This window comes from Treponema phagedenis (assembly GCF_008153345.1).
Taxonomy (GTDB): domain Bacteria; phylum Spirochaetota; class Spirochaetia; order Treponematales; family Treponemataceae; genus Treponema; species Treponema phagedenis.
Window position 1 is genome coordinate 2,075,559 of record NZ_CP042818.1, and the last position, 19,288, is coordinate 2,094,846.

16 protein-coding genes are annotated in these 19,288 nt (G+C 40.0%); 8 read left to right on the top strand and 8 right to left on the bottom strand.

Going from position 1 to position 19,288, the window contains the following annotated elements:
* Positions 1-342: 342 nt before the first annotated feature.
* Complete coding sequence (locus FUT79_RS09255; RefSeq protein WP_148878865.1) at positions 343-1,557, bottom strand: IS256 family transposase; 1,215 nt, start codon at positions 1,555-1,557, stop codon at positions 343-345.
* Between the two features lie 264 nt (positions 1,558-1,821).
* Positions 1,822-2,328, bottom strand: a complete 507-nt coding sequence (locus tag FUT79_RS09260) for a hypothetical protein (protein ID WP_024752563.1) — start codon at positions 2,326-2,328, stop codon at positions 1,822-1,824.
* Between the two features lie 154 nt (positions 2,329-2,482).
* Between FUT79_RS09260 and FUT79_RS09265 the strand changes: the two genes are divergently transcribed.
* Complete coding sequence (locus FUT79_RS09265) at positions 2,483-3,697, top strand: galactokinase (protein WP_024752562.1); 1,215 nt, start codon at positions 2,483-2,485, stop codon at positions 3,695-3,697.
* Between the two features lie 12 nt (positions 3,698-3,709).
* Here FUT79_RS09265 and FUT79_RS09270 read toward each other — a convergent pair whose 3' ends face one another.
* Both FUT79_RS09270 and FUT79_RS09275 read right to left on the bottom strand, forming a co-directional pair.
* On the bottom strand, positions 3,710-5,758 hold the full coding sequence (locus tag FUT79_RS09270; RefSeq protein WP_044634210.1) for a 4-alpha-glucanotransferase: 2,049 nt from the start codon (positions 5,756-5,758) through the stop codon (positions 3,710-3,712).
* A gap of 155 nt (positions 5,759-5,913) precedes the next feature.
* On the bottom strand, positions 5,914-6,360 hold the full coding sequence (locus FUT79_RS09275) for a metal-dependent transcriptional regulator (RefSeq protein WP_024752560.1): 447 nt from the start codon (positions 6,358-6,360) through the stop codon (positions 5,914-5,916).
* 261 nt (positions 6,361-6,621) lie between these two features.
* Here FUT79_RS09275 and rpmH point away from each other — a divergent pair, with 261 nt between their 5' ends.
* From rpmH to FUT79_RS09310, 7 genes are all read left to right on the top strand, one after another.
* The gene (gene rpmH / locus FUT79_RS09280) at positions 6,622-6,777 is read left to right on the top strand and encodes a 50S ribosomal protein L34 (protein WP_002696620.1); all 156 of its coding nucleotides are present in this window, start codon (positions 6,622-6,624) and stop codon (positions 6,775-6,777) included.
* A gap of 10 nt (positions 6,778-6,787) precedes the next feature.
* Positions 6,788-7,138 carry a ribonuclease P protein component gene (gene rnpA / locus FUT79_RS09285; protein WP_002696619.1) on the top strand — a complete coding sequence of 117 codons (351 nt, stop codon included), beginning with the start codon at positions 6,788-6,790 and terminating at the stop codon, positions 7,136-7,138.
* Positions 7,139-7,143: 5 nt separating this feature from the next.
* Positions 7,144-7,374 carry a membrane protein insertion efficiency factor YidD gene (gene yidD / locus FUT79_RS09290; RefSeq protein ID WP_024752559.1) on the top strand — a complete coding sequence of 77 codons (231 nt, stop codon included), beginning with the start codon at positions 7,144-7,146 and terminating at the stop codon, positions 7,372-7,374.
* Between the two features lie 36 nt (positions 7,375-7,410).
* Complete coding sequence (yidC, locus tag FUT79_RS09295; protein ID WP_148889585.1) at positions 7,411-9,240, top strand: membrane protein insertase YidC; 1,830 nt, start codon at positions 7,411-7,413, stop codon at positions 9,238-9,240.
* Positions 9,237-9,926: an RNA-binding cell elongation regulator Jag/EloR gene (gene jag / locus FUT79_RS09300; protein ID WP_148878864.1), complete on the top strand. Its 690-nt coding sequence runs from the start codon at positions 9,237-9,239 to the stop codon at positions 9,924-9,926. The genes yidC and jag overlap by 4 nt, the downstream gene beginning before the upstream one ends.
* 42 nt (positions 9,927-9,968) lie before the next feature.
* Positions 9,969-10,784 (top strand): DUF6675 family protein, encoded by an 816-nt coding sequence (locus FUT79_RS09305; RefSeq protein WP_024752556.1) that lies wholly within the window; start codon positions 9,969-9,971, stop codon positions 10,782-10,784.
* A 320-nt stretch (positions 10,785-11,104) separates the two neighbouring features.
* A complete protein-coding gene (locus FUT79_RS09310) occupies positions 11,105-12,181 on the top strand; it encodes a peptidylprolyl isomerase (RefSeq protein ID WP_024752555.1) in 1,077 nt (358 codons plus the stop codon).
* On the opposite strand, the gene FUT79_RS09315 is transcribed toward FUT79_RS09310, so the two are convergent.
* From FUT79_RS09315 to nagB, 4 genes are read right to left on the bottom strand one after another with little or no spacing between them, the layout of a single operon-like run.
* The gene (locus tag FUT79_RS09315) at positions 12,175-15,861 is read right to left on the bottom strand and encodes a transglutaminase domain-containing protein (RefSeq protein WP_024752554.1); all 3,687 of its coding nucleotides are present in this window, start codon (positions 15,859-15,861) and stop codon (positions 12,175-12,177) included. The genes FUT79_RS09310 and FUT79_RS09315 overlap by 7 nt on opposite strands.
* The gene (locus FUT79_RS09320) at positions 15,845-17,098 is read right to left on the bottom strand and encodes a DUF58 domain-containing protein (protein WP_024752553.1); all 1,254 of its coding nucleotides are present in this window, start codon (positions 17,096-17,098) and stop codon (positions 15,845-15,847) included. Before FUT79_RS09320 ends, FUT79_RS09315 begins: the two co-directional genes overlap by 17 nt.
* Complete coding sequence (locus FUT79_RS09325) at positions 17,095-18,063, bottom strand: AAA family ATPase (RefSeq protein WP_024752552.1); 969 nt, start codon at positions 18,061-18,063, stop codon at positions 17,095-17,097. The genes FUT79_RS09320 and FUT79_RS09325 overlap by 4 nt, the downstream gene beginning before the upstream one ends.
* 35 nt (positions 18,064-18,098) lie before the next feature.
* Complete coding sequence (nagB, locus tag FUT79_RS09330; RefSeq protein WP_024752551.1) at positions 18,099-18,893, bottom strand: glucosamine-6-phosphate deaminase; 795 nt, start codon at positions 18,891-18,893, stop codon at positions 18,099-18,101.
* Between the last annotated feature and the right edge of the window lie 395 nt (positions 18,894-19,288).

Sequence of the window (19,288 nt, forward strand, 5' to 3'; positions counted from 1 at the left end):
TAAATCCCGCCAAGAAAAATTATATACAATTTTAAAAAAAGTGTCCATGCTACGAGTGCGGAGTTCAGGGTGTACGCATGAAGAATAAAAATTGTGCATAGGGTCTGTGAATAGTTTTGTGTTTGGGCCTTTTACCTGATTAGGTTAAAAGCAGTTTTCTTAGATTTGTATTAGAGTTCATTATCTCTGGTATTGGCTCTATTATTGCACATACAAATAAGAGCCGTCAATATTTATTTTATTTTATTTTTTTAAGCCTTGTGAAAAGGCAAGATTGTTATAACTTAGGCAAATGTGTTATTTTAGCCAATCTTGTCTTTTCTCAAGGTATTTTTTCTTAACTTATATCCTCCCTTCAAAGAAAATGCTCAACTGGGACTTAATTTTATCCCATCCTCTGATCCTTTGAGTCCATTTTTCTGATGCATCTATCATGGCTAAATAAAGGCTTTTCTGTAGGGCATAATCGCTTGGAAAGATGCTTTTATTCTTGGTTACCTTTCTTAGCTGTCTATTGAAGTTTTCCATGGAGTTTGTTGTATATATCAGGGTCCTCATTTCTTGTGGATATTTGAAGTATGTTGACAATTCTGCCCAGTTTCTTCTCCAGCTATCTACACATGTTGGATATTTGTTTCCCCATTTTTCTTCAAATTCGTCTAATTGTATTAGGGCTATTTCTTCGGTTGGAGCCTTGTATACGGTTTTTAAGTCGTTCATCAACTCTTTAATGTCTTTGTATGAGACGTATTTTGTTGAGGAGCGTATTTGATGTATTATGCACTTTTGTATTTCTGCTTTTGGATAGACTGCTTCTATCGCTTGTGTGAAGCCTGTGAGGTTATCTGTTGAGAATATTAGTACATCTTCTAATCCTCGATCTTTTAGCTGATTTAAGACCATTAGCCAGTATTTGCTAGATTCGTTTTCTCCTACCCACATGCCTAGTATTTCTTTGAAACCTTCTGATGTGTAGCCTAGGGCTATGTAGACAGCTTTTTTGACTATTATGCTATTTTCCCTTACGTTGTAGTGTATCGCGTCTAAGAAGACTATTGGATAAACTGACTCAAGTGGCCTGTTTTGCCATTCTTCGATACTTGGAAGTATCTTATTTGTTATTTTTGATACCATGGATTCTGACAGCCCAAATCCATAGATTTCTTTGATATGGTTTGAGATATCTCTTGTTGTCATCCCTTTTGCATACATTGATATTATCTGATTTTCTATGTTTGAGATGTCTTTTTGATATTTTTTAACTACCTGTGGTTCAAAAGTACCTTCTCTATCTCTGGGTATCTGTATTTCTATTTCGCCAGATGAAGATTTTACGGTCTTTTTGCTAGATCCATTCCTAGTATTAAGCCCTAAAGGTGTAGCACCATATTCATACTCTAAATGCTCGTCAAGCTCTGCTTTTAGCATTTGTTCAAGTGTGTCACCCAAAAGGTCCTTGATAGCGTCTTGGATGTCTTGAACAGAGTTAGGCTGATATTCTTCTATCAACATCTTTGCAATTTTTGTTCTGTTTGTTTCTGGTCTTTTTCTTGCCATAAAAATTCCTCCTGATTATGATTTTATTTTATCCTAATCAGGAGGCCTTTCATACACAAACTTTTACACAGTCTCGCTTAGCATTTTTAAAAAAATGCTAAGCCGTCCTCCGTCCGCCTAACGCAATTTTCTGTATATTCGAATAATTTTTACTCCCTCCATGCTGGTATTTTTTTCATGCGTACGCCTTGTTTGCGGAGCTTACACCTATGATAAGGAAGCGCTGCTTTTCGATTTGGCTGCATTCATTAATCAGTTAGGCAGTTAGATTATGAGGCGGGGGCAGGTTTCGATGAATTTTTTATTTGCTGAGTGTAATTGAAACCTTACTGATTGCGGTTTGCCGTGCATCTGCCAGGAAAGTATGCATAGCGGCTCAGAGTCGGGAATGAGAAGCCGAAGAATTAGATTGCGTTTCTGCGGCGCGGGGAAGAGAAATCCTGCCGCATGGGTTTGTCGATTTAGGATGCAATGTATTTCTTTTGGCAGGTTGTTTTGCATGGAACCGAGCGTACGATATAGTGCTTGCATGGAATTCTCCGAGGCGGGAACATAAAATCCGATTTCTTCCTGTGTAAAATAGAGTATTCCCCAGCTGATATCCTTTGAAGAAAAGCTGAAGTGTTTTCTGCCGGAGTCGGTTTTTAAGGCGGCAACAACATTGTTTGCAGAAATTTCTGCAAGCTGCATAATCGTGCAATCCGTATATGCAAGTGTTTGCGCAATAATCGGAGCATGAGCAGGAATAGTTATTTGTTTTTTTTCTAACATAGCCCCTCTTGATTTTCATTTTTTTTCTCTATATACTTTTTATAATCTTTAATTATATTTTATTTTTAAAGATTATCCCGGCGGTATGGATTACCAACAGTCCCGCCCTTTTGAAAATATAACGAATTATTTTAAATACTGCAATGAGGGATCTATGCAAGGACAAAAGCATATTCAATTTTTAACCGATTTAAATGAAGAAGATACAAAAAAAGAGTTGCTGAAAGAGTTTGAAATCCGATACGGAGAATCAAACAACTCAGTTATTGTTATTGCTTCACCGGGAAGAATTAATATTATCGGAGAGCATATTGATTATAACGGCGGAAAAGTGTTTCCCGCTGCAATTGATCGGTTTTTATATGTACTCATCAGAGAACGATCCGATACAAAAATTATCTATGACGATATTCGGTTCCCCGGAAGACTTGTGTTTGATATTCACGATACATTTACCTATGATAAAAAAAATGATTACGCAAATTATCTAAACGGAATGTATACAATTTTGCAAAATAAGGGATTAAATGTTTTAAGCGGTTTTGAAGTTTTACTATTCAGCAAACTTCCGGCGGGCGGCGGCATTTCATCCTCTTCAGCTTTGGAGATAGGTTTCGGTTTGGCTCTTGCAAAACTGTTTGATTTTAAAATTGACGGTATAGCCTTGGCAAAAGCAGGACAACAATCAGAGCATGAGTTTATGTCGGTTAATTGCGGGATTATGGATCAGTTCAGCATTGCAATGGGTAAAAAAAATTATGCAATGCTTTTGGATACCGCTTCATTGGAGTATGAGTATGTGCCGCTTGAGCTTAAATCTTATAAATTTATTGTAATGAATTCAAATAAGCAGCGGAGCCTTGCGGACTCAAAATATAATGAACGGCGCAGTGAATGTGAGGAAGGCTTGCGTTTATTACAAAAAGCGCTGCCCGTGAACTTTTTATGCGAAATCACTGCGGATGATTTTTTTGCCAATCAACATCTGATTTCCGATGAAACGATAAAAAAGCGTGTGCGCCACTGTATTTTTGAGAATGAGCGGGTGTATAAGGCTGTTGCCGCCTTACAAAAAGAAGACTTAAAAACACTCGGAGAACTATTAAATCAATCGCATCAATCATTAAAAAGCGATTACGAGGTTACCGGTTTTGAGCTGGATTGCTTACAGGAAGCAGCGGTAAAACAGGAAGGCTGTCTTGGCGCACGAATTACCGGTGCAGGATTCGGCGGCTGCGCAATCGCACTGGTACATAAAAATTCTATCGATGCCTTTATAGAGTCGGTGTCAAAAGAGTATTTTGAAAAAACAGGACTGCGCGCAGAAATGTTTGCTTGCAAAGCAGGACAGGGAGCCGCAGTCCTTTAAAATTTTCTGTCATCAGCAATTTTGAATCAGTTGTTTTATTTTTTCTATTAACGAGCTTTCGCGTATCAAGTCTTCACAAAAAAGAGGAAGACGGTAGCTCCAGTTAAAACTATTAACTGTTCCGGGAATGTTAATACGTTCATCTGATGCTGCAACACCGCCTGTCTTATCTCGAATAAGCGCAAGCCAATCCTGAATCGGGAATATGATAAGCTTTGAGGGCACTTTACAGAGAGCTTGAAGTATTTTTTCTGCAACCTCTTCGGAGTACGGACAAACCTGTTCGGCAGGAAGCAATCCATCGGCACCTTGATTAGCGAAATTAAGGGTTATACATTCTGAATCTGAAAAGCCGATTGCCTTTACAAAAGAAAGGATATCGGACGGGCTTGCCTCTTCTTCCCACCAACCGCGCAAGGTAGAAGAATCATGCACCGAGGTTGTTGCAACGCTCATCGGAATATAATTTTGTAGAGGAATAAAAGGAGTCTGTGCTTCTTCCCATTTTCGCTCCCATCTGAATACTTTTAAGCTATAAATGCCGAGTTTTTCAAGCGTTTCGGGAACACAGGCAGGAATGGCTCCAAGATCTTCGGCGCAAGCCTGCATTTCTACCGATTGACAAAGCTGGCCGAGAATTTCATTTGCCTGTTTTCTCCACAACTCATCTTGGATATTCTGTTTTTTATCAAAGAGTTTTTTAAGTTCTTCTTTTTCAGTATCCGACAAGGAGCCCCATGCGGTAGTATTTTTATAATTCCATGAAGGCATGAAAACGGGGCGTGCCTTAGTATCTCTGCCGATGGTGATAAATATTCTATCGCGAAATCGTTTACAGAGTTCTGTCTGCACTGCAAACGGAAGATTCTCTGCATAGATGTCGGATTCTGTTTTTATTTGCGGCTTAAAAAGCCAAAGCTCTTCGTCTCCTATTCTATCCATAAGCTTATGTAAGAGTCCGTGAGTGTATAGATAATCATTGTTATTAACTGCTTCAATTGCTTGCGTGGGCACATGCGGTTCAGACATCCATCGGATTCTTTCTTTTGTGAATCCAAGTTCCAATAATTCACGAGAAAGAATTTCCTCATAAGGAATAGTCCAGCCAAGAAAGCCTGTACACTCCCCTTCCGGAATTGCCCAGATTCTAAAAAAACCAAGAATATGATCCAGTCTATAAGCGGCATAATAGTGCGAAGCAAGGATAAGCCTTGTTTTCCACCATGCGTAATTTGTCTCTTTTAAATTTTCCCAATTATAAATCGGAAAGCCCCAATTCTGCCCGTCGGGATTATCTCCGTCAGGCGGATTCCCTGCCCGTAAATCCATCCTGAATAACTCAGGGTTTGCCCAAACGTCCACTGAATCCTCATTCATCATGATGGGAATATCCCCTTTAAGGACAATACCGATTTTTTCACAATGCAGCGCCGCCTCTAAAAGCTGTTTATGCAAATGCATTTGAATCCATGCATAAAACAAATGCTCATGCCAAAGTTCAGAGTCATTCCACGCGTTCATGATTTCGGTCTGTGTCGGAGATCGCATATATGTCCAAGTTTTCCATGATGCATTAAAATTTTGTCTTTTTAAATTTCTGAATACAGCGTATTCTTTTATCCAAGTATTTTTTTGGATCCATTCGGCGAGTTCTCCGTTTTTTGCATCTTCTATAATAGACTCTTCTTCCACGTTGAACATGGCGTGCAAAAGAACAACCTTTTCATGCAGTATTTTTTCGTAATCAAAGCGATTTTTCTTATTTTCTTCAGCTTGCATTTTTTTTATCTCTTTTTCAAATTTTTTTGCACCGGGCATAATCTGTAAACAGAGATAAAGAGGATGCAAAGCAACGGCGGATAAAATACTATACGGGGATTTATCGGTACCGGAATCATTTACCGGCAAAAGCTGAATAATTTTTAAACCGGCCTTTTTACAAAAATCCGCAAAGGGAATAAGGTCAAGAAACTCCCCTACTCCCAAACTTTTTTTTGAACGCAATGCGGAAACCGGAACTACCACGCCATATAAAGATTTATTATCTTGAAAAAGCTTCATATCTTTGCCCTCATACCAAAAGTATACACTAAAATAAGGAAAAAAGATAGAGGGAGAAAATAAAATCCTATCGATTAATCATTGATTTTGTTGAGAAACTTTACTTTTTTAAAGAAACTTAAAAAATCTAAGCTTCAAATATGAGCGCACGTACGTTATTTAAGAGAGCGCTCATAAGTACTTTGGACTTTATGGGTTTTTGATAAAGGATCCAAACCGGGGGATTTTCCGATTTTTTCTAAATACTCATAAAGTTTTTGAGCTGTCTCCTGGCTAATTGCATGCTCCATTTCGCAAGCTTCCGCAGCAGCTTTTTTACTTTCTACTCCTAAAACCTCTTCTAAAAACATATGCAAAGCGTTATGTCTCAGCCGTACATTTTTTGCTATTGTCTGTCCTTTTTTGGTAAGCAGCACAGTTCCATACGGTTCATGCTTAATAAAACCGGATTCTTTTAAAATCCCCAGAGTTTTATTCACACTTGCCCTTGAAACACCGAGAACGGTTGCTATATCAATGGAACGAACGTGTTCATCAACTAAAGATAAATCATAAATAGTTTCTAAATAATCTTCTTTTGAAGCAGTTATTTTTGCGCACATGTCGTAAGTATAAGCCATGTTCTGAAAAAAAGCAAGCTTAATATCGAGTCCTACATTCCCCCTCATGTATTGGGCTCGACAATTGTTTTTACGCAATCCGCATCTTACAATCAACATGCAAACAAAATTATTACAGATTTACAACAGGAGCAAATTCTGTGCTTGACTTTTATCTTAAATATCAATATAGTATGGCTTCAGCAATAAATTATAAACCTTGAGTGGTTTAAACACTCTACAATATATAAGGAGTCTAGTTTTATGAAACGGACATATCAACCAAGCAAAACAAAGCGCGTGCGCAGATTCGGTTTTCGTGCACTGATGAAGACAAGGGGCGGGCGCGCAATTCTGAAGCGCCGCAGAGCAAAAGGCAGATACAAGCTTACCGTATCTGACGAAAAAAAACCGTACTGATTTTCTTCTCATGGAACGCTCTTTTTTTTCTAAAAGAGAGCGTCTGTGCGGCGCTCAGAATGTTAAATCTGTTTTCAAACAAGGGAACAAGTATTACTGCAACGGAGCAAAGTTATTTGTATTGCCGAATAAGCTCGAATATAATCGGTTTTTATGCACTTTCCCGCGCGGATATGGAAACGCCGTGCAAAGAAATGCTGCACGCCGATTGTCCAAGGAAGTGTATAGGCAAATGAAAAAAGAGTTAAATCAGGGTTTTGATTTAATTCTCCTTTTGTTTCCGGGAAACAATACTTTTGCTGCTCGTACCGGGCAGCTAAAAGTATTGTTTAATAAAGCGGGTCTATTTTCCATAAACTAATAGCGATGAAAATAATAAAGAAAATTCTAAGTATAATTTGTATCGGAGTTATCAAATTTTATCAGAAAGCAATTTCTCCGCTTTTTCCTCCCACATGCAGATATTACCCTACCTGTTCCGCTTATGCGCTTGAAAGCATAAAAAAGTATGGTCCTTTCAAAGGCGTTTTTCTCGCAATCAAACGGATTTTGCGTTGTCATCCGTTTCATAAGGGCGGTTATGATCCTGTCCCTTAAAAACGGAAATCTTATTTATGTAATTTTGGAGAATAAATGAAAAAAAATACTCTTATTGCTATTATTTTGTCAACACTGGTAATAATAGGCTCAACGTATTTGCAGTTGAAGCTCTATCCGCCGCCAGCTCAGGAAGAACAGCAGCTTGCACAAAGTGAAAAATCGGTACAGTCCACAGAAACTGTTCCGCAAAACACCTTTGTTGCTGAAACCGAGCTCGGCAGCAAATCCGCCGGCGGTGTTGAATTCCTTTCAAACCCCGACTCGAATGATCAAAACTTAACGGAAAAAATATATACTGTTAAAACTTCCCTGGTAGAAGCCAGCTTTACCAATAAGGGAGGAGATATTATTTCATACAAGCTGCTGGAACATTACGGTGCCGACAGCACAGAAAATGTTGAAATGATTAAAAACCTTACAGAATCAAATCGTGCTTTTTCTATTGCACTTGGAAATCAGACTGCTCCGATTGTTGATCAACTTTTTCATGTAAAAGAAGAAAAACTGTCGGGCGGTGCACAGGCTATCGGTTTTTATAAAACAATTTCTATACGCAATCAGGATGCAAGCATTTCATCTTTCATCCTTGCAAAACGTTATATTTTTTATCCTGACAATTATATGTTTGAATTACAAGTTTCGATTAACGGAGATGAGAGCTTAAAAGGATTAAATTTTAATTCGGCAGGATATACGCTAAAAACTCCACCGCAAATCGGTCCCGACTGGAATACAGCCGATAAGTATGAGTATAGAACTTTTATGAGTTTTTCAAAAGAAAAAGAAAAGACAAAAAGTTATACGCTAAAAACAGATAGTGTGCAGGAAATAACCGACCCTGTCGGTTGGGTAAGTATCTCGGGTAAATATTTTACGACAATCGTTATACCGCAGGATTCAAACACCATTCAATCAACTTTTTTACTTGCCCCCAAAAATGCGCAGTCTCCTATACAGGATAATCAAATTGCGCTCATCCGTAAAATCATTGCCGGTAGCGCAATCATCGATATCTATCACGTGTATATCGGTCCCTGCACTGAAAATTATTTAAGTCCGTATAATATTCCGTCAAAAAATCCATTCCAATTGGATAATATTCGCATTGACTCGGTTGCGGCAAGCGGCGGACTCCTTTATCCGCTTGAAGTCGGCTTAAAATGGGTATTGCAGTTCTTTTATAAAATCATTCCCAACTGGGGTGTTGCAATTATTCTCGTAACACTCCTCATAAAGCTTCTCTTTTATCCTTTAACAAAAAAGAGTTTTGTTGCATCACAGCGAATGCAAGAGTTACAGCCGCAAATGCAGACAATTCAGGCAAAATATAAAAACAACCCGCAAAAATTAAATGAAGAGATGGCAAAATTTTATAAAGAAGCCGGATATAATCCGCTTTCGGGTTGTCTTCCGCTTCTTGTGCAAATGCCTTTTCTTTTTGCCATGTATCGATTGTTTAACAACTATTTTGAATTCCGTGGCGCAATGTTTATTCCACACTGGATTCCCGATCTCTCAATTGGAGACAGTATTTGGAAGCTACCGTTTACAGTGCCCTTCTTCGGTTGGACGGATCTGCGTTTGTTGCCCATTTTATATGTGGTTTCTCAAATTGTATTCAGTAAAATAACACAACCTCCGGCAACAGAACAGCAAAACTCTTCAATGAAAATGATGTTGTATTTTATGCCGGTTTTCTTCTTCTTTTTATTTTATAATGCGCCATCAGGATTATTGGTATATTGGACGGCAATGAACTTAATGACATTAGTACAACAACTTTTTATTAAGCAAACAATGCATCATACATCGGATGCAAAAAACAAAAAAGAAGTAAAATACGGGAAAGGAGCGAAAAAATGACCTATGAGTTTGAAGGTAAAAATGAGCGAGATGCTATTGATATTGCTGTAGCTGAACTCGGCTTGGAAAAAGATCAGTTTGATGTTGAAATTATCGAAATCCAAAAAGGTTCTTTATTTAAAAAGGGCTTTGCAAAAATACGAGTACATGTTGATGAAAGCGTTCAACTAAAACGTGAAGATACACATAAAACAAAAAGCCCCGCCGCTATTGCGAATACGGGAGAAGCAACCGAAGACGAGAAAGAAGTTATGCATTTTCTTTCCGAAATTATTGAACGGATGGGTTATGAGGCTAAAATTGAGCTTTCAGGACGTGAAGATAAGAGACCGCTTATGCGCATCATATCCGACAACTCTTCCATGCTTATCGGAAAAAAAGCACGGACATTGGACTCTCTGCAATTTTTGGCAAATGTCTATGCAAGCAAAATTAAAAACCCCGGTTTTAAAGTTATGCTTGATTGTGAAAATTATCGGATACGTCGAGAAGAAACGCTGGTACGCCTTGCATATAACACGGCGGACAAGGTTGCAATGAGTAAAAACTCTATTTTACTTGAGCCGATGAATCCCTATGAGCGGCGATTGATTCACACCGCCTTAAGTACCATAAACGGAATTGAAACCAAAAGCGAAGGAAACGGTTTATATAAGCAGGTGCGAGTATCATATAAAGGTTTATAACGATACGCGTATCCAAAACACTTTTCTTTCTGATGAGGTTTTATGAAATATACGTGGCGATTTTGTGTATTGTTTCTTTTTGTAATGGCTGCTGCTTTTTCCGATGCAGCCCTTCCATTTGACGATAATATAAAAGGAAAGCTCGAGAAGATATTGCCTTCTCCTGCGGTCAACGCTTTACTGGAAAACGGGGAGCTGCGATATTCGGCATATCGGCAAAAAGATATGCGGGCGACGTTGCAACCAATGACAAAGGCAGCAGAAAAAGCAGCTCGCTTTTGGGAGGGTTCCTCCCCTGCCTTTATTTTGGAATCTCTTTATTTATATAAAAAAAATGAGCCTATAGAAAATCACGAAAGCATAACTTCCGTATTGCGTGCCCTTTCAAAACTGGAAGGCTTGGAATATTATTCCGCAAGCAGAAAAAAAATGCGCACCCTGTATGAAAAATCCTATGTAGTGGATAACCCGGAAGACAAAAACAGAATTGCGGATCCGGTTGATAACCCTGAAAAAAACATTTCGGTTTTTGCGCTGCAAAAAGATTTAACATTCGGAGAATATATTTATCAATATCATTTTTTTGAAGAAGAGGACGGTACCGGTTTTTGTTCAGAAAATATCGATACGCTGAAATATTCTATTTTTAAAGTGATAAAACCAAAACAATTAAAAGCGGCAATCGCCGTGCATAATTTAGGGGATTACTTGCTCGTATACTGCGTAACGCGAGCTGATTTTCTTCGTCTTGCGGGCATTGCAAAAAAACTTGAAAATTCTCTTGCAAACAGATCAGATGCCTTATTTGCATGGTTTATAAAACACTACGAACCAAAAGAAGAGGCGGCGGAAGAATAGTGTAACGGTTTTTTGATATCTCGATCGAGTCTTTTAATTCACTTAATATAACTTGCAAAGAATTTTATAAAAAAGAGCCCGACACAGCGCAACGGTGAGCAATTTACCATAGGAATGCTTAAATCTGCAAGCTATTATTGCTAATACTCCAATTAGATAACAGCAGCTTAATTACAAAACGTTATAAAAGGTTCGGGAATTAAAAACTTTTAATCAGTCTTTGTCCCGATTATGCCGATACCGATACTGTCATTTTGACCGGCATAAAACAATTCGCCGGTTTTAAGCAGCAAAAATATAAAAAGAACACGGAGGAAAAAATGAGAACAAATAAGCTTTTGCTTATTATCTTATCTATTGCTTTTATTTTAATTGCCACGGCAACCGCTACGGCAATTATTTTTACCGGAAAAACAACCAAAGAAGGATCAATTATGGACGAAACACTTGAAGCAACATTAAAAGACGGCTTATATGCGGTGATGGAAACCGATAAGGGAAAAATTGTTTTGCAATTATTTTATGACAAAACGCCCCTTACCGTATGTAACTTTGTAGGTTTGGCGGAAGGAAAACTGGATGCGGCAAAGGGTAAACCATTTTATGACGGACTGAAGTTTCATAGAGTTATTGCGGACTTTATGATACAAGGCGGCGACCCCTTAGGAAACGGCACCGGCGGACCGGGATATAAATTCGCAGATGAATTTGTTCCCTCGTTAAAACATTCCGGCCCCGGCATTTTATCGATGGCAAACTCTGGCCCGAACACAAACGGTTCTCAGTTTTTTATTACGCATGTTGCAACACCGTGGCTTGACGGAAAACATACGGTATTCGGAAAAGTTGTTGAAGGAATGCCGGTAGTCAACAAAATTGCGCAAGGGGATAAGATTATTTCAATAAAGATTTTCCGTAAGGGAGAAGCTGCAAAAAAATTTATCGCCGACCAAGAGCATTTTGACACCTATCAGGAAGCAGCGGGAAAAATGGCGGAAGTGCATAAAGAAAATCAAAAAAAAGCGATGATTGCCAAAATTAAAGAAAAATGGCCGAAGGCACAACAAACCGGAAACGGTATTTTTTATTTGGTAACAAAAGAAGGCAGCGGAGCAACAGCACAGCGCGGGCAAACGCTCACAATAAAATACAAGGGCAGTTTGCTTGAAACCGGAAAAGTTTTTGATGATTCCGATATGCATGAGCCGATACAATTTCAAGCGGGTTCGGGGCAGCTTATTCCCGGCTTTGACCAGCAGGCGGCGGAAATGAAAAAAGGAGAAAAACGAACCATTATTCTTCCGCCGGAATTGGCATACGGTTCTCGCGGTGCGGGCGGCGTTATTCCTCCCGATGCGTATTTGGTATTTGAGCTTGAGTTACTGGCTATTCAGTAATCGCTTGTAAAAATACTGTCTGAAAGGCTATTGATGATATCAATAGCCTTTTTTTTATCCATGTTTTGCAAAGGGAATTCTTTTTCAAAGAAAACCGCTGCATTCTGTTTTATTGCAATATAAAAAACGGAGTTCTGATATCGGCATTCAAATTGTAAGGGCGAATCTTCGGCTTGTGTAAAAAGCGATTTTTCCAAAAGTGCCGTAAATTTTGTTTCCGATATTTTTTGCTGACCCGCCGCATCAAATTGAATCAATATGCGCACCGGCAGCTTAAGCCCCTGATGAATAAAGGCGGCGGGGTTTATTCTGAATAACTTTCCGGCAAGCTCCGCTTTTTTTCTTTTATTTTTTTCAAGAGAGCAGGCAGCTCCCAAAAGTTTTTCAAGCAATTCTTTTTCCCACTGTGAATCAAGGACGTTCAAAGCTTTATTGATGAGTTCGGGATCTTTAAGCAGCAATGCCTTTTCCGCCATGTACGAAGGCTTTGCCGTCGGAATAAAAAAGGTTTCCGTTTTTTCCGCCTCAATAAGATAGGGCAATGCCTTATGCGGAAATCTTTGTAATGCCTTATAATAAAAACCGGAGCGATACAAGCGATAAGATTCATCTTCTTCTTTATTTTTTTCATACTCTTTTATCACTCGGCTGTTATACACATCCGCAAGCCCCTGATAATAATGTGCGTAAAAGGAATAGGTAAGTAAGTTTTTTTGTTTGCCACACCATTCTCTAAATCCTTTGGTAAGCGTTATTTTTTGCTTTGCATATTTCATCTGATATAATTTTTGCAAAAGAGAATATAAAACTGCCCGATATTCCGACAAACTCATGCCGTAATTTGAAATCCATGATTCATCCTTTTTTTGCAAGCTTTGCAAAAGAAAGGATTCCGCTTTTTGAATATTACCCGCACGCAGATAGGTTTCAGCAAGTCCCATGTATGAAAGCGGCGTTTTGTCCTCCGCAGCGGCTTTGATAAAATACTGTAAGGCTTGCAAAAAATTATTTTGCCGAGCTTCAAGCTCCGCAAGCATCAGTGTTCCCGAAGCCCGTTCGTATACCTCATTTGATTTTTTTGCATTTTCAACAGCCTTATCAAAAAGATAAAAATTTGATTCAAGGATTGCCTTGTTATAATAATATACGGATGCCGAATATCGCTGTTCATTTTTCAGAGCAAGGCGAATTGCATTATTGTATGCTTCCTCCGCTTTTTGATAATTAAAAAGCTCAGAATATAAATTGCCAAGCACATTATAAATGCCGCTGTCTTCGCCGTATTTTTTACTCACTGCTTCAAGCGCTTTGATTCCTTCAGGCGCCTTGTGTGTTTTAAAACATTGCCAGCCGTACGAAACCCAAGTGTAAAGATCCGCCGGAACCTTATCAAGGTATTGAAGAAAAAGCTCGCGGGCTTCCTCATCCTTATTTAATGCGGCGGCTGAATTTGCAAGTGCATGCAAAACACTAGCATTTTCTTTACTGAGCTTTAAAGCCTTTTTTAACACATTGTATGAAGGCTGATATAATTGATTATCATAATACAACTCGCCAAGCCGCAACGCAAAGCTTGTGTTTAAGGGATACTCTTTAATGCCTTGCTGTAAAAGTTCAATCGCCTTATCCCAGTTTTCAGCATTTGATGCAATCTCCGCTTGGCGCAATAAATTTTCCGGTGTTTCCGCAAAGAGATTAAAAAACGAAAAGGAGAAAATACAAAAGAAAAACATGCCGATTTTTTTCTTTTGTGATTTGACGGTTGTACGCGCCGCTGCCGAATCTTCATCGGTACATTCGGGAGCAAATTTTGCCTTTTGCACAAGCGGGTGTAATGCGGCAATTGTATGTTTTGTAACTTTGTCAGCGGTTAAAATTATCTTTCTGTTATTTTTAGAATAACGGATAATCAGATATGGCGTTATTGCATACAATAAAAGAGTCAGCACCAGCGCAGCGGCAAAAATAATGAGCATAGCATACCTATTCTGTTTGATAAAAAGTTTTATTCTTTCCGTATAACTTTGAGAATCGGACGGCTCAAATGAATACGCTTCGGTAAGCGATTTTCTGTTTTCAAGAATTTCCGATAAAAGGCGGTTAAACTCATCGCCGCCGCTGTCAAACGAAAACTCCAAGTTTTCACCTTCCGCAAGCTGCTGTGAGGTTGGGTCAAATGTTACCCAGCCGATATTCGGAAAAAAAACTTCCACCCATGCGTGCGCCATATTTGCTCGCACCGGATAATAATTTAAAACGCCCGATTCGGGCTGCATAAAAAAACCTACGGCTACGCGGGCGGGAATCTCGAGACTCCGCAGCATGAGGCAATACGCAAAAGCAAAATAGGTGCAGTAACCTTTTTTCGATACCGTTAAAAAATGCTTTAACTGATCGCCGTCGGAAGCCTTTCCCGGTTTTAAGGAATACCGGTATTCACCGTCAATTAAAAAATGCTGCAATAATAATATCTTATCATTGTACGAGGCGGCATTTTTTGTTACCTCTTTTGCAATGGGTTGCACAAGCTCCGCTGTTTGCGAATCTATTTGTGTATAAAAGTTAAAATCTTTTTTTGATAAACCTTCGGAGCTATTTCCGGTAGGCGCCGATGCGGTAAACATATCCTGAGGAATATTATGCAGCATTTCACTTTCAACCTGATAGGCGCTGTTAAACGAAAGCGTATCCCAGATTTTATAGGGGATAACCTTTGTCGGATAATCAATTGCCATAAAAGAGCGTGAGTCTATGTTTACAATAAAGTATTCTTGGCTCACCTTTTCGCGCAATCCGAATTTTTGATGCGGCAGATCTTCTGCGTTTTTCGGAAGCTGCGTTGTTTGCGGCACCTCATCATAGGCTGCCTTTTCGTAAAAGCCTTTATCCTTTTCCCAGCCGCCCAAATACATTCTGCGTAAAAACGCGTACGAGTACTCATTTTGAATATGCACTAGGAAAAGTAAATTGTCGCTTATTTTGATTTCATCCTGTAAGGTTAAAAAAGGAGAGAAATCAAATTTAAACAATGTCTGCTGCAATAAGCCGCCGTTTTTTGCAACGGAAAATTTATTATATGTGTTTAAAATGAGTAAAAGAGAAACAGCAATAAGCAGAATAAATAGGGTAAAAAATATGAAAAGCTTTTTAAAGGGTTTTACTTCGACAATAATCGGCACCAAACAAAGCAGCGTAAAAGCAGCGGCAAAAACACCTGCATAAAACGAATGAGAGAAAACGCTTAATTGATAATCCGCTTGATTCCAAAACAAACAGGCAAAAAGAATCAGCAATACCACAGGCTCAAATGTTTTCCATCGTTTTATTTTAAGGTAAGCAATTGTGCTGCCGCCGCAGAGTATTTGCACAAGCAGTAAAACCGGCAAAAGGATTCGTATGCGTAAATACAAAATATCGGTGAAGCTACTTGCAATAAGCGCAAGGAAGACAAGAATAAAAAACGAAAACAGAACAGTCAGTCCACAGCTCAACAAGAAAGCCGCCCGCGTGTTTAACGTGGTTTTGCCGAAGATAATGCTTGCCGCAGTAATTGAAAAAAGAGCGGTAAGCGGCAGCACAAAAAAAGGAAAAAAGGCAGCCGAATGCAGCGAGGGAATAAGCAACACTAAAAGCCATGAAAGAATTCTAAAACAAAAAAGAATCTTAAATCGCATAGGCATACAGGTTTTTCCTCTCATATTCCGCTAAATGAATTTCAGCTGCCGATGCAATTTTGGCGGAAAGCGTTGACCGCTGCTTTTCAAATTTATTTTGATACAAAAGTTTTTCGTACAAACTCAAAGTTTTTGAAGGCTTTATCGATACGGGATAAAAAACAATTTTTTTGTTTACCGGTGAAGCGCTAAGCGTTTGCAAAGGATGTACATTTGATTCAAGCGGCAGATAAAAATACAATAGAATACTTTCCGCAGCCAGCACCGGCAGCAAGTTTTGTATCTGAATACCATGAGGTGTTTTTTGCACCTGCGGAATTGCCAATAATGATTGTATCTTATTTTGCGATTCCGCATCGGTGTGCAAGAGTTTTGCCGTTTGAATTGCCCCGCGTTTTGCTGCAAATAAAAAAATTATATCGGGTTCGTGTTTTTGCAGCTCTAGTAAAAAGCCGCAAACTTTTGCAATACACTCATCGTATATTGCGGACAGAACTTTTTTGTTTTGCCTTCCGCAGGGCTCTTCGATAAAAACAAAAAAGGATTGTATCGGCGGCGGCGTAAAGTCCCCTTGCCGGACAGCAAGCTCTTGCGTATGCGCATACACTTTCCAGTTAATTTTCCGCAGGTCATCGCCGGGAATATACGGACGGGATTCATACATATCCTGCGTACGCAGGCTGCTGTTTTTATTGTCGGATTCAAGCGCCGGTATAAAGGGAATGGGAGTCTGCACGGATTCCGCCGTTTGCGCAGGGAAAACAAGCGGACGAAGTACGGACTCCTTTTTTGTATGCAGTTCTATACAAAAAAAATCAAAGAGATCGCGAAAGCACAGCGATGAAGATTCACAAACGTATTTACCGCGCAAAAAATCGGAAGCCTGAATTGTCTTTTCGCCGCCGTGCAACTGTATACGTATTTTCTCTTTTCGTATTTGCGTTCTGTCTGTCGTATACACTAATTCATAAAAACACGCAACTCCCGGAAGTGTGAGCGGAAATGTATTTTTTTTGTTTTGAGGAATAACCGTAAATTGTTTTTCTTTTTGCAGTAAAAGCGGGGTTTCGTTCCGCCACAAAAAAAGAGAGAGTCCGAGATTAATTAGGGCAAACAGGAGGCAGACAAGAAGCACCGCTCCGGAAATTATCGCAAACAATTCCATGCGATACATGCCGAGCGCAAGCAACAAAGCACTCAAACCGAGATACAGACCTCCGCCGATCGATATGCGGAATTTCATTCAGCGCCCTTTGACCAATCTGTTTTTTTATTCATCGTTGATAATACTTCGCCGGTAACAGCAGCTATAACCGCAAATACATTGATGCCGCGCTCGGCTCCGATACAACGGTGTGCTAAGGTATAGGGAGCAAATAATGCAATGTCTTTGTCTTCCGCCCACGAGCGCCCTTGCATAAGCGCATAGGCTCGGATGTTTTTTGCTAATTGCAATCCCGCCCGCGGAGAGGCGCCGAGTTTCAGTTCCTGATGTAATCTGGTTTTATTGCAGATTTGCACAATCGCTTTTTCCAAGGCGGGGTGAATGAATACCTTTTTTTGCTCAAGCCGCGAAGCAAGAATATCCGATTCGGAAACAAGCGGTTTCAGCAAAGGCAGTTCAGAGGCGGCGGGGTCTTCCTGCAAAATAGCAAGCTCCGCCGCTTCATCAGGATAGCCTAAAGAAATCTTTGCGGCAAAGCGGTCAAGCTGTGCTGCCGGCAGCGGATAGGTTCCTAGCGTTTCGGTAGGATTTTGCGTTGCGGCAATAAAAAGAAGCGGATTAAGCGCATGTGTTTCTCTGCCGATGCTTACCTGCCACTCTTCCATTGCTTGGAGCAAGGCGGATTGCACCTTCGGCGGCGTTCTGTTTAACTCATCGGCAAGCAGAATATCCGCAAACACGGGGCCGGGCATAAACTCAAACCTTTGCTCCGCCGCATTAAAAACATCAACACCGGTAATATCGTACGGCAACAAATCAGGTGTACACTGAATCCGCTGAAATTGTACCGGCTCCCCATTCCTTTCGATGAGGGCTGCCAAACTTTTTACCAAGGTTGTTTTGCCCGTTCCCGGAATATCTTCAATAAGAATATGCCCGCCTGCAAGGTAGACTGTCAGAAAAAGACTGATTTCCCGCTTTTTCCCCTTAATAACCGTGCTGAGGGCTTGTGTTAAAATATCCGCAATTTCTTTTGTTGTCATCTTGTTTTATGAGGTTTTGTATTCGGAAGCAAATTTCAGCCGATGGTTTTCTTTTCTATATCGGTAAAATAAGCGACCGTACCCACTTTTAACTCATAGGTTGCCGGCTCATCGCAAACAATAATCGCATGCTGATGTAACTGCAGGGCGGAAATAGTCCACAGATGGTTTACCCCTTCTTCAATTCCGTGCCGCAGCGCCCGCGCCTTGTTGTGCCCGGTTGCCAAAATCATCACTTCTTCAGAATCCATAATGGTTCCTACGCCGACCGTCAAAGCGGTTTTGGGAACCTCATTCAAATTCCCGTTAAAAAATCTTGAGTTTGCAATAACCGTATCCTGCGTTAATGTTTTAACTCTGGTACGGGAAGCGAGTGAAGAGCCGGGCTCGTTAAATGCGATATGCCCGTCCGGCCCGATGCCGCCCATAAACAAATGAATTTTGCCGTATGACGCAATTGCCGCCTCATAGTCCGCACATTCTTTTACTAAATCTTCTGCAAGCCCGTTTAAGATATGCACATTTTTTAAATCAATATCGATATGCGAAAAAAAATTGTCCATCATAAATCGATGATAACTTTGCGGATGGTCGGGCTTCAGTCCAACATACTCGTCCATGTTAAAGGTTACCACATTTTTAAAAGAAATCTCATTTGCCTTGTGCAGGCGAATAAGCTCTTTATATACTCCAAGTGGCGTTGAACCGGTCGGAAGTCCCAGCACAAAAGGCTTTTCCTCCGTCGGCTGAAACACATTGATTTTTTTACAAATATAATCCGCCGCCCACTTTGCACAACCGTCATAATTCGGCTTAATAATTACACGCATTCGGTTACTCCTTATATAGAGGTAACTATAACAGGAATTGCAATATTTTTCAACAAAAAAAGCAGAGATTCAGGGCTTGCGCATGAATAATGGGCGGCTGCCCCTTGAACCCCGCTTATGCTTCGCATTAAGGGCTTGGGCAGCCCTTAGACCTGCCTTCCACACGATGTTTAAAAGCATCAATACAAATATATCAATCAGAACCGCCACGGATGGCGGTGGTTCCAAGCAGGAGCGATGTTTTAAAACAGGGTATTTGCAAAGTTTTAAAACTCGCAGGTTTAGTTTTTGCCACGGACGGCAAAATCAGAACGGGCACGGACGCCCGTGGTTCCACGCAGACAGGTTTGGTTTTGACATGGACGGCAAAAACTCAGAACGGGCACGGATGCCCG

Bases quoted from the DNA above. Each gene is read 5' to 3' on its own strand.
- FUT79_RS09255 (WP_148878865.1), bottom strand. From the start codon at position 1,557: ATGGCAAGAAAAAGACCAGAAACAAACAGAACAAAAATTGCAAAGATG.
- FUT79_RS09260 (WP_024752563.1), bottom strand. From the start codon at position 2,328: ATGTTAGAAAAAAAACAAATAACTATTCCTGCTCATGCTCCGATTATT.
- FUT79_RS09265 (WP_024752562.1), top strand. From the start codon at position 2,483: ATGCAAGGACAAAAGCATATTCAATTTTTAACCGATTTAAATGAAGAA.
- FUT79_RS09270 (WP_044634210.1), bottom strand. From the start codon at position 5,758: ATGAAGCTTTTTCAAGATAATAAATCTTTATATGGCGTGGTAGTTCCG.
- FUT79_RS09275 (WP_024752560.1), bottom strand. From the start codon at position 6,360: ATGTGCGCAAAAATAACTGCTTCAAAAGAAGATTATTTAGAAACTATT.
- rpmH (WP_002696620.1), top strand. From the start codon at position 6,622: ATGAAACGGACATATCAACCAAGCAAAACAAAGCGCGTGCGCAGATTC.
- rnpA (WP_002696619.1), top strand. From the start codon at position 6,788: ATGGAACGCTCTTTTTTTTCTAAAAGAGAGCGTCTGTGCGGCGCTCAG.
- yidD (WP_024752559.1), top strand. From the start codon at position 7,144: ATGAAAATAATAAAGAAAATTCTAAGTATAATTTGTATCGGAGTTATC.
- yidC (WP_148889585.1), top strand. From the start codon at position 7,411: ATGAAAAAAAATACTCTTATTGCTATTATTTTGTCAACACTGGTAATA.
- jag (WP_148878864.1), top strand. From the start codon at position 9,237: ATGACCTATGAGTTTGAAGGTAAAAATGAGCGAGATGCTATTGATATT.
- FUT79_RS09305 (WP_024752556.1), top strand. From the start codon at position 9,969: ATGAAATATACGTGGCGATTTTGTGTATTGTTTCTTTTTGTAATGGCT.
- FUT79_RS09310 (WP_024752555.1), top strand. From the start codon at position 11,105: ATGAGAACAAATAAGCTTTTGCTTATTATCTTATCTATTGCTTTTATT.
- FUT79_RS09315 (WP_024752554.1), bottom strand. From the start codon at position 15,861: ATGCCTATGCGATTTAAGATTCTTTTTTGTTTTAGAATTCTTTCATGG.
- FUT79_RS09320 (WP_024752553.1), bottom strand. From the start codon at position 17,098: ATGAAATTCCGCATATCGATCGGCGGAGGTCTGTATCTCGGTTTGAGT.
- FUT79_RS09325 (WP_024752552.1), bottom strand. From the start codon at position 18,063: ATGACAACAAAAGAAATTGCGGATATTTTAACACAAGCCCTCAGCACG.
- nagB (WP_024752551.1), bottom strand. From the start codon at position 18,893: ATGCGTGTAATTATTAAGCCGAATTATGACGGTTGTGCAAAGTGGGCG.